The sequence below is a fragment of the Mangrovibacter sp. MFB070 genome, assembly GCF_000705335.1.
In the GTDB taxonomy this organism is placed as follows: Bacteria; Pseudomonadota; Gammaproteobacteria; order Enterobacterales; family Enterobacteriaceae; genus Mangrovibacter; species Mangrovibacter plantisponsor.
Window position 1 is genome coordinate 1 of sequence record NZ_JJMI01000033.1, and the last position, 13,912, is coordinate 13,912.

At 50.0% G+C, this 13,912-nt stretch carries 9 protein-coding genes; 6 read left to right on the top strand and 3 right to left on the bottom strand.

Annotated features, from left to right (window positions below; translation table 11 throughout):
* Window positions 1-356: 356 nt before the first annotated feature.
* Window positions 357-1,007: a response regulator transcription factor RcsB gene (rcsB, locus tag DT73_RS15965; RefSeq protein ID WP_036111472.1), complete on the bottom strand. Its 651-nt coding sequence runs from the start codon at window positions 1,005-1,007 to the stop codon at window positions 357-359.
* 16 nt (window positions 1,008-1,023) lie between these two features.
* Window positions 1,024-3,678: a phosphotransferase RcsD gene (gene rcsD, locus DT73_RS15970; protein ID WP_036111474.1), complete on the bottom strand. Its 2,655-nt coding sequence runs from the start codon at window positions 3,676-3,678 to the stop codon at window positions 1,024-1,026.
* Between the two features lie 987 nt (window positions 3,679-4,665).
* Between rcsD and ompC the strand changes: the two genes are divergently transcribed.
* From ompC to mgtE, 6 genes are all read left to right on the top strand, one after another.
* Window positions 4,666-5,784, top strand: coding sequence for a porin OmpC (gene ompC / locus DT73_RS15975; protein WP_036111477.1), 1,119 nt, complete (start codon window positions 4,666-4,668; stop codon window positions 5,782-5,784).
* Between the two features lie 236 nt (window positions 5,785-6,020).
* The gene (apbE, locus tag DT73_RS15980; RefSeq protein ID WP_036111479.1) at window positions 6,021-7,064 is read left to right on the top strand and encodes an FAD:protein FMN transferase ApbE; all 1,044 of its coding nucleotides are present in this window, start codon (window positions 6,021-6,023) and stop codon (window positions 7,062-7,064) included.
* A 67-nt stretch (window positions 7,065-7,131) separates the two neighbouring features.
* The gene (ada, locus tag DT73_RS15985) at window positions 7,132-8,241 is read left to right on the top strand and encodes a bifunctional DNA-binding transcriptional regulator/O6-methylguanine-DNA methyltransferase Ada (protein WP_051691421.1); all 1,110 of its coding nucleotides are present in this window, start codon (window positions 7,132-7,134) and stop codon (window positions 8,239-8,241) included.
* Window positions 8,219-8,860, top strand: a complete 642-nt coding sequence (alkB, locus tag DT73_RS15990; RefSeq protein WP_036111482.1) for a DNA oxidative demethylase AlkB — start codon at window positions 8,219-8,221, stop codon at window positions 8,858-8,860. Before ada ends, alkB begins: the two co-directional genes overlap by 23 nt.
* 85 nt (window positions 8,861-8,945) lie before the next feature.
* Entirely contained in the window at window positions 8,946-10,592 is a 1,647-nt protein-coding gene (locus DT73_RS15995) for a multidrug ABC transporter permease/ATP-binding protein (RefSeq protein ID WP_036111485.1), read from the top strand.
* A 200-nt stretch (window positions 10,593-10,792) separates the two neighbouring features.
* Window positions 10,793-12,229, top strand: a complete 1,437-nt coding sequence (gene mgtE, locus DT73_RS16000; protein WP_036111487.1) for a magnesium transporter — start codon at window positions 10,793-10,795, stop codon at window positions 12,227-12,229.
* Window positions 12,230-12,267: 38 nt separating this feature from the next.
* On the opposite strand, the gene DT73_RS16005 is transcribed toward mgtE, so the two are convergent.
* Window positions 12,268-13,755 carry a SulP family inorganic anion transporter gene (locus DT73_RS16005; RefSeq protein WP_036111491.1) on the bottom strand — a complete coding sequence of 496 codons (1,488 nt, stop codon included), beginning with the start codon at window positions 13,753-13,755 and terminating at the stop codon, window positions 12,268-12,270.
* Between the last annotated feature and the right edge of the window lie 157 nt (window positions 13,756-13,912).

The following is a 13,912-nucleotide window of genomic DNA, read 5'->3' on the forward strand; positions in this document are numbered from 1 at the left end:
CTTTGCAATCCCCGTTTTCGCGGGCGACCGGTGCTGCGCACTGCGTTCACCTCCGGGCAGTCAGCCTGCGGCCGGCTCGACTCGGCATCCATGCCTCGGTTCGCCTTATTCCGCCATCCGGGCGGAATAACCTTGTCTTCCTTTCTGCGGTTCACCGGTCTTACGCGACACAACCCTCGCTGCAAGTAGCGGGGTTTTTTGTGTTGTCAGGTGTGGCTGTTGGATTTGTGCGTTGTCTGCTTTCTTTGATTTTTGCTGAGATATTACAGGCGGGGAAAGGGAGAAAAGCAGCGCGGAGGTACAACGAAAAACAGCAGGGGATCCCTGCTGTTTTAGTGAAGAGGGAAGTAAAAAAACTACTCTTTATCGGCTGGTGTTAATGTCACAGATGACAAGTAATTCAGCAGAGCAATATCGTTATCCACGCCCAGTTTCATCATGGCTGATTTCTTCTGGCTACTGATAGTTTTGATACTGCGGTTAAGCTTTTTGGCAATTTCAGTTACCAGGAAGCCTTCAGCAAACAGGCGTAATACTTCGCTCTCTTTGGGTGACAGGCGTTTGTCACCATACCCACCTGCGCTGATTTTCTCCAGTAAGCGGGAGACACTTTCCGGTGTGAATTTTTTGCCTTTCTGTAAAGCAGCCAGAGCCTTAGGCAGGTCTGTTGGCGCCCCTTGCTTCAGTACAATACCTTCAATATCCAGGTCCAGCACAGCACTCAGAATGGCCGGGTTATTGTTCATCGTCAGTACAATAATGGAAATTGACGGGAAATGGCGCTTAATGTATTTGATAAGCGTAATCCCATCGCCGTATTTATCCCCAGGCATGGAAAGGTCAGTAATCAGGACATTCGCGTCCAGCTTTGGAAGATTGTTAATAAGTGCTGTGGAATCTTCGAATTCACCAACAACATTAACCCACTCGATTTGTTCCAGAGATTTGCGAATCCCGAACAAAACGATCGGATGGTCATCGGCAATAATTACGTTCATATTGTTCATGTTTTAGGTTACCTTTTTACAGTAAGCTATTGACGTAAGTATCAATATCACTGATATATTTTTCTATGGCAGGTGCATCTTTTTCACGAATGTGATGCTCCAGCGTTTCACACAACTGTTTCCCTGGTACCAGATTCAGCATAGCAAATACGCCTTTAAGTCTGTGTGCCGTTTGGGCCAGCGCTAAAAAGTCGTTTGCCTGTGACTCATTTTGCAGACGTTTTACATCGTCGGGCACGGTATCTACAAACAGCGCATAATAACCACTTGCATGAAGTTGAGCAGTTTCATCACTCACTCCTGAGCCACTTTCTTGCGCATCGTCATTAGCCATTTGCGCTTCAATAAGCTGAAGTATTGCGTCCTGCATTGCATTACTCATATTGAAGTTTACACGATAACGGGCATTTCCGATTTTCCGTAAACCGTTCTCATCATCGCTTAAAAGCAAGCCCGATGCAGTAAGATTAGACGGATTATCTGTTAAAAATATATCAAATGCTTGACTTGATGATTGCTCATCAGGTGCAACACAGGCGGCGCCCCAGCTTTCTAACTGCCTGGTGACAATGTTACGGACATCACGTGAAGCAATATCCACCAGAGCGACAACATCATCCAGCAGGCGTTCTTCCTGTTCCTGTACTGCTTGTTTGCCTTCTTGTGGCAGGCGCAGGTGCAGGGTATAGCGAGTACCCAGCTCATCTTTTGACTTGATACTCAGGTTGCCACCCATTTTACGGGCTAACTGGTTACACAAGAAAAATGTCAGGCCGTTGGCCTGTGCATAACGGTCTTCCGTGGTGGAGTTAAGGAACGGGAAGTGCAGGTTATCAACTTCATCATCGCTGATTCCGCGCCCGGTATCGGTGATACGGAAAATCAGCCCGTCATCTATGCCTTCGTCCTGAGTAATATCCAGGGTTATCTTGCCAATTTCAGTTGTGGTGGCAGCATAATGCAACAACATCAGTAGCATACGGTGCAGGGCTTCTCTGTCACCATGGCGGTTTTCCGTGGCAGGAATTGGGTTGTTAACCAGTAATTGCAAACCCTTGCGCTTAATGACTGGTAAAATCGCAGGCACAACATCATCAAGCAAAGACTGCAGGGAGAAACAGGAAGTGCTGCTTTTCCAGTTGTCATCCTCCAGCAAGTTCAGTAGCTGCATTTCATCCACCAGGTGAGCCAGGCGGTCAGCGTCGTCGGCCAGCGCGAGGTGCTCGGGGGTTTGCAGCCCTGATGCTTTTTCTGCCAGCGAGTCAATAGGGCCTTTAAGTGCATGGCAAATATGCTGCATAAAAGCACTTCGGCCTTGTTGGTTTTTCTCATACAGCCGCTGTGCCTGGCGCAGTTTCTTCGTTACCAGAATTTCTTTATCCTGGTCGCGGATAATGAAAATCTGTACCCGTGAAACAATCTGGCTACGGTACTGGCGGATTTCGTACAGTTCATTATTCACAGTTGCCTGAATAACGCCCTGGTGCTGGTCTGCCATGGACATAATATTTTTCAGGTTAAGGTGTGGCAGCAGGTTATCGGCCATTTTATTACTGATAACTGTACGGTTGTTCTCAATATCCTGAACCAGAATGCCCAGTGGCACGACAGACAAAATTTCTTCATTCAGCGCCCTGAGCGCCTGTAATTCTTTCCCGTTAGATGCAGGCGAGTTATCTGATGTCTGGCGTGAAGGCTGCTGGCGGAAAGTGATTAAACCAAAAATAGCCAGTGCAATCAGACCAATAGTTAGCAATACGCCCAGGAGAACATTTTGCAATGTCTCCATTATCATAGTGCCGGTAGGTACTTCCCAAACCAGCTTCATACCTGTTGTGACAACAGGTACTGAGATTTCAATATGCCCGCCGTTGAAGCCAATACTCACCAGGCCTTCAGACTGGTTCTTGGTAGTTTTTAAATGCGCCTGTTCATCGTTATCCAGGCGGAAGTCATCCACAGACATGTTGGCGGGGAGTAAATCGTTAACCGGCATATCAAAGGCAACCACAGTTGCCAGATGCCCCGGCTGGTTAAAGGTGGTGCGCACAGTAAAGTAATTGTTGTTTTGCCACTCCATTTGCCGCAAACCGGAAAAGCTTTCCCGTTCATCCAGTGCGTTTGCCTGTTGCAGCATTTCTGCCCGGCGTTGATCGACCATGTTGCTGATACTGGATTCTTTAAAACCAGAGGTTAAGTCTTTTAATGGCAGCGTGGAGACCAGAACCATACTGTTGTCCTGGCCATTCAGATAATACATTGACCATGGAGCTGATTCAGCGCCCCAGAGAATATCCAGATAATTGGATATTCTTTGCGTCATGGCGAGCGTGCTGCTGTCATGTGAGCCAAAAATAAGCGCTTCGGTTTTGCGCCGTGGTTTTTCCAGATAATAAACATCCTGGCGCAGGCGGGTTTCCTGAATTTCGTTACTGGCACTGGCAGGGGCTGCTGCAACATTGTCATAAATTTGCCAGGTAACATAACGCCAGGTCTCAATGCGCTTGTGCATGGACTGAGCTACATCCACTACCTGCAGGCTCTTGTCCTTCAGCCAGGTGTTGACCGCGCTCTGAAGTGTTACGCCCAGCGTAACCAGTAACACAACGATCAACAGGATGAAGTAGCGCGATATGCTGCCTGGTTTTAAGGAAAACTTATTCGGGTTCATAGCCTCTGAATATTTCTTTATTATCAGTTAGTGAAGACCAGCCACTGCAATAGCGTGAAACCAGGCTGAAAAGCGTATCATCACATATCCCGCCTTCCCGTGGTACAAGGGATTTCGTCTTTGCAACCACATCACTCACCAGCATGGTTAAACCAGGCCTGGCTGGAGTATGCAAAACTGCACTCAGGCCGTTTTTACCCAGGCAGCCAGGTTACGTGATGATGCCATTACTGGTTGCTGCTGCGGAATATCGTTTCTACTCATTGTATAGCGCAATATGCCAACACGCACAGGTATGCGGCCAATTGAACATGCGCAATACCTTGCCTGTCGTAGCAAAAATAACCATCAGATAAACCTCATTTTTTACTTTATTGCGGTAAGGAATTATCCGAAAGATTGTGGCTGGTAAGAAGAGATAATGTTGAAGTGATAATTAAAAGCACAAAAAGATAAGAAAAGTATAGTTGATGAAATTTGCTTTGTCTAATAATGGTGGTAAATAGTTAATAGTCGTTACAATTTTTAATGTTAATTATCAATCGATGGCATTGTTTGGCTGAGGCAAAAAAAAAGCCGAATGTAAGACATTCGGCAAGAAATTGGGGTAAACAGACATTCAGAACTGAATGACGGTAATAAATAAAGTTAATGATGATAGCGTTGATAATTTTAGGATGAATTAGGACGGTGTGTTTAACATTCAGTGCGGCGATTGGAATTTAATTTAAGCCTTTGATTTTAATGAATATGAAATATTTTTTGATTTTTAGTGCGAATATTTTTATCTATTGGTGCTAAAAAAAGTTCCCTGATATTTACAATTTGTTACATATGAAAAGTATAATGAAACACCACAAAAGTTTTAGTATCAAAATCCCATTGGATTAATCTGTATTGGTTTAAGACAATGGCATCTGCCGACTGGTTCCGTAATCAGTATGCAGTGGCAATAATAAATAAAGGCAAATAACAGAGGGTAATAACATGAAAGCTAAAGTACTGGCTCTGCTGGTTCCGGCTATGCTGGCAGCAGGCGCAGCTCACGCGGCTGAAATCTATAATAAAGATGGCAACAAATTAGATCTGTACGGTAAAGTTGACGGCCTGCATTACTTCTCCAAAGACAGCAGCAATGATGGCGACCAGACCTATATCCGTCTGGGCTTCAAAGGTGAAACCCAAATTAATGACCAACTGACCGGTTACGGCCAGTGGGAATATCAGGTGCAGGGTAACACTACTGAATCTGAAAATGACGCATGGACTCGTGTAGCATTCGCGGGTTTGAAAGTGGGTGATGCGGGTTCTCTGGATTATGGTCGTAACTACGGCGCTATCTACGATATCGCATCCTGGACCGACGTCCTGCCTGAATTCGGTGGTGATACCTACGGTTCTGATAACTTCATGATGCAGCGTGCTAATGGCCTGCTGACTTACCGTAACAGTGATTTCTTCGGCCTGGTAGACGGCCTGGATTTCGCCCTGCAGTACCAGGGTAAAAACGGTAGCGTAAGCGGTGAAGACAGCACTGGCCGTTCTGTTCTGAAACAGAATGGTGACGGTTTCGCAATGTCTGCAACTTATGATCTCGGTGCTGGTTTCAGCCTGGGCGGCGCGATGGCAACCTCCAAACGTACTGCTGACCAGAACGATATGGCTGGTATCTACGGTAACGGTGACCACGCAGAAGCTTATACTGGCGGCCTGAAATATGATGCTAACAACATCTACCTGGCAGCACAGTATACCCAGACTTATAACGCAACCCGTTTCGGTGGTAGCTCAAGCTCTGATGCATATGGCTTTGCTAACAAAGCGCAGAACTTCGAAGTGGTTGCTCAGTACCAGTTCGACTTCGGCCTGCGTCCTTCCATTGCTTACCTGCAGTCTCGCGGTAAAGACATCACCAATGGTACTACCGACTACGGTGACCAGGACCTGCTGAAATACATTGATGTAGGTACTACCTACTTCTTCAACAAAAACTTCTCTACCTATGTTGATTACAAAATCAACCTGCTGGATGACAATGACTTCACCAGAGCATCTGGCACCAGCACAGATAACATCGTAGGCCTGGGTGCAGTTTACCAGTTCTAATACCCTGTTATGCTGAATGATAAAAGGAGCCTGATGGCTCCTTTTTTTACGCCATAAGTAAAATTCGTATCTGCTTCACTGCCCGCGCCAACTGGCACTTATGCCATTCATCTCAATACTTGTTTACTTTTTTTGCATTTAACTGCTGATGCTTTTTGCACTGTATTGCCCTGATGTTTAACCCGCTGAAGCCTGTTTTGTTGTACTCTTGCGCGGGTTTAAAAGGAGATAATCAAATGCGGACGATTTTGAGTTGCGGTTTGCTTGCTGGGGCACTGCTACTGAGTGGTTGCGATGAAAGCAGCCGGATTGATTCTTCACAGGCTCTGGTACTGGAAGGCAAAACCATGGGTACCTACTGGCGTGTAAGCCTTGCGGGTGTAGACCCAGAGCGGGGAACTGAGTTGCGCACCCGTATTCAGGCGCAACTGGATGGCGATGACCAGATGCTTTCTACCTGGAAGCCGGATTCAGCGCTGTCGAAATTCAACCAGTCCACCAGTACTGCACCCTGGCCGGTTAGTGAAGCAATGGCAGATATCATTACCGGTGCGTTGCGTATTGGCGCGAAAACAGACGGAGCGATGGACATTACTGTTGGTCCATTAGTAAATCTGTGGGGGTTTGGGCCAGATAAACAACCGGTCAAGTGGCCAACACAGGCGGAAATTGATGCCGCGAAGGCAAAAACAGGGTTACAACACCTGACAGTGATTAACCGTGCAGACAAACAGTGGATCCAGAAAGACATCCCTGATCTGTATGTCGATCTTTCAACGGTGGGGGAAGGGTATGCCGCTGATCACCTTGCACGGTTAATGGAGCAGGAAGGGATCGGGCGTTATTTGGTTTCTGTCGGCGGAGCAGTGATGACGCGTGGCACAAATGCGGAAGGCAAACCCTGGCGTGTAGCTATTCAAAAACCTACTGACCAGGAAAATGCCGTTCAGGCGGTGGTTGATTTGAACGGTCATGGTATCAGTACGTCTGGTAGTTACCGTAACTATTACGAGCTGGACGGCAAACGCATCTCCCATGTGATAGACCCGGCAACCGGGCGCCCCATTCAGCATAAACTGGTTTCTGCGACTGTGATTTCCCCAACGGCACTGGAGGCAGATGGCTGGGATACTGGCCTGATGGTACTCGGTACCGAAAAAGCGCAGGCAGTAGCAGAGAAAGAAGGTCTGGCGGTCTACCTTATTTATAAAGAGGGTAACGGTTTTAAAACCTGGATGTCTCCGCAGTTCAAAACGTTCTTGTTAAGTGAGAAAAATTAAACAGCAAGAAACAGCAGGTATCCTGTAGCCCATCCGGCAAACTGTACTGAATACAGGAGGCGTGATTATGCAACTTAATGATGAACAACGCTGGCAGGCAGTACAGGTGCGGGATGCCCGGCAGGACGGGCAATTTGTTTTTGCAGTCATTACAACGGGCATTTTTTGCCGCCCGTCCTGCCCGGCAAGACACCCGCTGCGGGAAAATGTGCGTTTCTTCGCGGATGCGGGTGTTGCGCAGGAACAAGGCTTTCGGCCATGCAAGCGCTGCCAGCCAACGAAGCATGATGCAACACCGGTGGTTGAGCGTGTCACGTTGGCCTGCCGAATGATGTCTGAAAGTGACAAAACCCTCTCTCTGGCGGCTGTTGCCCAGGCCGTCTCACTCAGCCCATATCATTTTCACCGCCAGTTTAAATCGGTTACCGGGTTAACGCCTGCCGCATGGCAACGAGCGCTGCGTGCCCAACGTTTGCGGGAAGGCCTGGTGGCAGGGAAAACGGTAACTCAGGCTGTGCTGGATGCCGGGTTCAATTCGTTCTCGCCTTATTACCAACAGGCACCAACTGCACTGGGGATGACCGGGCGGCAGTTTCGCCAGCAAAGTGCTCGCCAGGTCTTGTACTGGGCTGCCGGAGATTCACCATTTGGCCGTTGCCTGGTTGCCCGGAGCGAACAGGGAATTTGCGCGGTGTTATTGGGGGAACGGGCTACTGAATTAGCGATTCAACTGCATGGTATGTTCCCGGCAATGCAGTGCCTGCCAGCAGACCTGGCTCAGGACTCGCTACTTCGCAAGGCGCTGGCACTGCTTGCTGAATCACAATCTCAGGGCGATACGCTTTTGGCTCAGTTGCCACTGGATATTCGTGGCACGGTATTCCAGCAACAAGTCTGGCAGCAGCTACAGCGTATTCCTTATGGTGAAACCCGCACTTACCAGCAAGTGGCGGCGGAATTGGGGCGTCCTGCTGCTTTCCGGGCGGTTGCCAGTGCCTGTGCGGCGAATAAACTGGCACTGATTATTCCCTGCCACCGCGTAGTGCGCCATGACGGACTTCTGGCGGGTTACCGCTGGGGCGTTGCCCGCAAGGCGGCATTACTGGCTCAGGAACGTAACCAAAACCAGAATGCATTACTGGAAGAGGAATCTGTTGATGAGCTTATTCGCCGATGAACTCCCCTGGCGTTTTGACCTGCTACCAGGTGCGGTGGTGCTCCACCGCTTTGCCCTTCATGAGGCTTCAGCGTTATTAGAAACGATCGCGGCAGTGGCATCACAGGCGGCTTTCCGCCACCTGGTCACCCCCGGTGGCCTGGCGATGTCAGTCGCAATGACCAACTGTGGTGAAAAGGGCTGGCACAGTGATGCTCATGGCTACCGCTATACCACGCACGACCCATTATCTGGCAAGCCCTGGCCGGTTATGCCTGCTAATTTGTGTGTGCTGGCGCAACGGGCCGCACAAGAAGCGGGTTACCCGGATTTTCACCCGGATGCCTGCCTGGTTAACCGTTATGTGCCAGGCGCGCGGCTTTCACTTCACCAGGATAAAGACGAACAGGACAGAACAGCACCTATCGTGTCGGTATCTCTGGGGTTACCTGCCGTATTTCAATTTGGTGGCGCAACCCGGCAGTCTCCGCTTCAACGGGTTTTACTCGAACACGGGGATGTTGTGGTCTGGGGTGGACCATCACGGTTGTTTTACCATGGTGTCCAGCCATTAAAAGAAGGCATTCACCCGGATGCTGGTGCTGTACGCTACAATCTGACCTTTCGTAAAACCTGTTAAAGCGAATTAAAATAAGAATTATTCTTGCCCTGAAAGGTGATCCGTTTAAACTGCCCGCTGGTTAATGGGTTGCGCTTGAGGGGTTATGGAATTATTACGTGTTGTCTGGCGGCAATATCGCTGGCCATTTATTGGTGTTATGGCGCTCAGTTTTGCCAGTGCTGCTTTGGGAATCGGCTTAATCGCGTTTATTAATCAGCGCCTTATCGAAGTGGCGGACCGCTCTTTGAGTGTGCTGCCTGAGTTCCTGGGGGTACTGGTGTTACTGATGGCGGTGACGCTGGGGTCGCAACTGGCGTTAACCACACTGGGTCACCATTTCGTTTTCCGCCTGCGCGGTGAATTTATTAAACGTTTGCTGGATACCCCGATAGCACGTATTGAAAGCATGGGTAGTGCCTCGTTACTCGCCGGGCTGACCAGTGATGTGCGCAACATCACCATTGCTTTTGTGCGCCTGCCTGAACTGGTTCAGGGGATTATTTTAACCCTGGGTTCTGCAGTATGGCTTGCCTGGCTATCGCCGAAAATGTTGCTGATTACTGCTGTATGGCTGGTGGTGACTATTCTGGGTGGTTTTGTTCTGGTTGCACGGGTTTACCGCCATATGGCTGTGTTACGTGAAACTGAAGACCGGCTGTATCAGGATTACCAGACAGTGCTGGAAGGGCGTAAAGAACTGGCGCTTAACCGGGAACGTGCCGAGTATATTTACCAACAAATTTATCTGCCGGACGCCGTCCATTACCGCAAAAATATTATCTGCGCAGACACCTACCACCTCAGTGCTGTTAACTGGTCGAATATCATGATGCTGGGCGCTATTGGTCTGGTTTTCTGGATGGCGAACAGCCTGGGCTGGGCCAATACCAATGTGGCCGCCACATATTCACTGACACTGCTCTTTTTGCGCACGCCGCTGCTTTCTGCCGTAGGTGCATTACCCACGTTGCTGAGTGCTCAGGTTGCCTTCAATAAACTAAAACAGTTCTCCCTTGCTGATTACCAGCCAGAGTTCCCGCGCCCCGGAGCCAGCAAGCCCTGGCAAACCCTGGAATTACGGGATGTGGTGTTCCACTACCCGGATAACCAGTTTCATGTCGGGCCGATAAATCTCACCCTGAAGCGTGGGGAAAAGGTTTTTTTGATTGGCGGCAATGGGAGCGGAAAATCCACGCTGGCAATGTTGTTAACCGGGCTTTACCAGCCTGTATCTGGCTCAATTTTGCTGGATGGACAACCGGTTGATGACAGCAATATGGATGCTTACCGGCAACTTTTTTCAGCAGTGTTCACTGATGTGTGGTTGTTCGAGACACTTTTGGGACCCCGGGGGGAAACAGCTGACCCGGCATTAGTGGATGAGTGGTTACAGCGCCTGAAGATGGCAGGTAAACTGCAAATTGACCAGGGTAAAATCAACAACCTGAACCTTTCAAAAGGGCAAAAAAAGCGGGTGGCTTTATTGCTGGCACTGGCGGAACAGCGCGATATTATTTTGCTGGATGAGTGGGCGGCAGACCAGGACCCGCACTTTCGCCGTGAGTTTTACCAGGTTCTCCTGCCTTTAATTCAGGAAAAAGGGAAGACCATTTTTGCCATCAGCCACGATGACCACTACTTTATTCACGCTGATCGCTTGCTTGAAATGCGCCAGGGGCTGCTCAGTGAGCTGACCGGGAGCGAGCGGGAACAGGCATCACGCGATGCAGTTGCCCGCACCGCAAATTAATTTTTTTGCGAAAAACCAGTCTTCGGGCTGGTTTTTTTTACTGAAAAGGTTAAGGGTTTATAGGGGTGAGAGGGGCGGCCTGTTACACTATAGCCTGTCGTTGCAGTGCATAACGGGAAAACGTTAACCTGCAGCGGTATGCCTTAGCCACTTGCCCGGAGTGCACGTGGTGATAACTGTCTGCAGGGAAGGTTTTATTCATGTCATTACTTATCAATCAAAGCGCCCGGCATCGCGCTGAAGACCGCGCGCGCATCTTATCTATCTTTTCCACCAATAAAATGGTGGTGCCTGCCATTTTAGGCAAACTCCCCCAGGGTGAACCGCATACTCTGGGCCGGTTAAATGACGATATCAGTGAAATGAACCAACTGGTGGCTCGCCTGCCTGCACCTGATCTGGCGGATACCCTGGAAGGTTTACCGGCGGAAGAGCGCCATGCTTTATGGCACCTGGTAGCGGTTCAAAAGCGCGGTAAAGTGCTGGTTGAAGCCTCTGCCAGTGTCTGGGATGACCTGATTGATGAAATGAGTGACCGGGCGTTAATGACCGCACTCAGCACACTGGATATCGACGAACAGATCTATCTGGTACAACACCTTCCCCGTGATCTTACTGGCCGGTTGCTGGCGTCGCTACCTGCCCAGGAGCGGGATCGTGTCCGCCAGGTTATGGGGTACGAAAAACACAGCGTTGGGGCGATCATGGAGTTTGAAGTGATCACCATCCGTTCTGATATCACGCTGGAAACCGTACAACGCTATTTACGCCGCCGGGGAAAAATGCCGGAAAACACTGACAAACTGTTTGTGGTTGGCCGGGATCGTATTCTTACCGGGGAACTGGGCGTCACCAGTATTTTACTGCACTCGCCCAAGGCGCTGGTTAGTGATGTCATGGTGTCTGACCCAACCACCTTTTCTCCGCTGGATAACGACGAGGCGGCAGCCCGCACCTTCGAACGTGATAACCTCATCAGTGCCGCAGTTGTGGATGCCCAGGGAAAACTGATGGGGCGCCTGACCATTGATGAAATCGTTGACGTGGTTTACGAAGAAACAGATTCAGACTTGCGGCGTATGGGGGGCTTAAGTAGTGGCGAAGATGTCTTTGCTCCGGTAGGCAAAGCGGTAAAAAACCGTTGGGCCTGGCTTGCCATCAACCTGTGTACCGCGTTTATCGCTTCCCGGGTGATTGATGGCTTTGAACACACGATTGCCCAGCTTGTAGCACTGGCAGCTCTGATGCCAATAGTGGCGGGCATTGGCGGCAATACCGGCAACCAGACTATCACGATGATTGTCCGGGCGCTGGCTTTGCAGCAGGTTCAACCGGCAAACTTCATGTTTTTGCTGTTTCGTGAAATGGGTGTGGCGCTGATCAATGGCCTGATTTGGGGCGGCCTGATGGGCGTGGTGACCTGGCTTTTATATCAGGACCCGCAACTGGGTGGCGTGATGACGCTGGCTATGGTGCTTAACTTGTTAGTGGCGGCGATCATGGGCGTATTGATCCCGTTGACTATGTACCGGCTGGGACGTGATCCTGCAGTCGGATCCAGTGTAATGATCACCGCTATTACGGATACCGGCGGTTTTTTTATTTTCCTTGGCCTGGCGACCATTTTCCTGTTGTAACACCAGAACCGGGCAGGATCCCGCCCGGTTATTACCGCTTAAATCTTTCCAGACAGGCGAGCGTGGAATTCACTGCTGCGCATATCCAGCCCTTCAAATGAAACCTGGCAGCCGTGCTTCTGGTAACGGTGTTCAATGGCATCCAGTGCAGCGACTGTCGATGCATCCCAGATTTGTGCATGGGTTAAATCAATCACCACGTTTTGTGGGTCTTCCGCGTAGTTGAAGTGTTCAAACAAGTCGTTACTGCTGGCGAAAAACAGTGGGCCACGTACCTGGTAACGCACTGTCTGGTTTGCTTCATCCAGCAGGCGTTCTGCATGAATCACATGGGCCACTCGGCGGGCGAACAACAGGGTGGCAAAGATAACGCCGCCAACCACGCCGATTGCCAGGTTACCTGTCCAGACTGTAGTAATAACCGTCACTACCATCACCAGGGTTTCCGGCAGTGGCATGCGGCGTAAAGTTTTGGGCTGCAGGCTGTGCCAGTCAACGGTTTTGTAGGCCACAATCATCATGATGCCTGCCAGTACCACCATGGGTATTTTCGCCATTATTTCACTGAGCCCGGTTACCATTAGCAGCAGAAACAACCCGGCGGCAATAGTGGAAACCCGGGTACGGGCTTTGCCCAGTTCAACGTTAACAATGGTCTGGCCAATCATGGCGCAACCGGCTATACCACCATAAAATGCAGCAAAAATGTTGGCGACACCCAGCCCCCAGCTTTCCCGGCGTTTACTGGACGGTGTATCTGTCAGGTCATCCACCAGGCGCGTGGTGAGCAGTGATTCCATCAGGCCAACAAATGCAACACTCAGCGCACAGGGCCAGATAATTTTCAGTGTTTCAAGGTTCAGGGGAACCATCAGGCTGTTAATGGATGGCAGGCCTGCATGCATCGGGCCTTCATCGCCAACAACGGGTAAAGCCAGACCCATAGAAATAGATATCGTGGTAACCAGTACCACCGCTACCAGCGGTGCAGGAATCGCGCTGAAGACCTTGGGTAACAAGATAACAATGGCAAGTGTGGCGGCAAACAGCGCCCAGACCAGCGTACTTTGCCCTAACACATGGGGAACCTGGGCGAAGAAAATCAGGATCCCTAACGCATTAACAAAACCGGTCATCACCGAGCGGGGAATGTAGCGCATCATTCTGGCCAGCCCCAGGGTACCGAACATTATCTGGATAATACCGGCAAGAATCACCGCTGGCATGATATAGCCCACACCGTGGTCGCGCACCATTGGCCCAATCACCAGCGCGACGGAACCTGCAGCCGCTGTAACCATTGCCGGGCGCCCACCCAGTACCGACATGGACAGGCACAACACAATAGAAGCAACCAGGCTTACTTTAGGATCCACCCCGGCAATCACCGAAAAAGAGATAACTTCAGGGATCAGTGCCAGTGCGGTCAGCACACCGGCAAGAGATTCGCGAAACAGACGCCCTGGTGAGCGTAAGACATCGGCAACTGACACAGCCGTTGTCGGGTTATCAGGTAATGTTTTCATTGTTGTGCAGGTTTCGTTGTTTTTACGGGGGTGCCAGAAATGGCTGCGATGGCAGGCAAACACTGCCTGAGAAAGGTGGGCATACTACAGCGAATACCCGAAATTTACCAGTTTTTACGTTTTTTTAACGAGGATGGCAGCCTGTTGCTGCCATCCT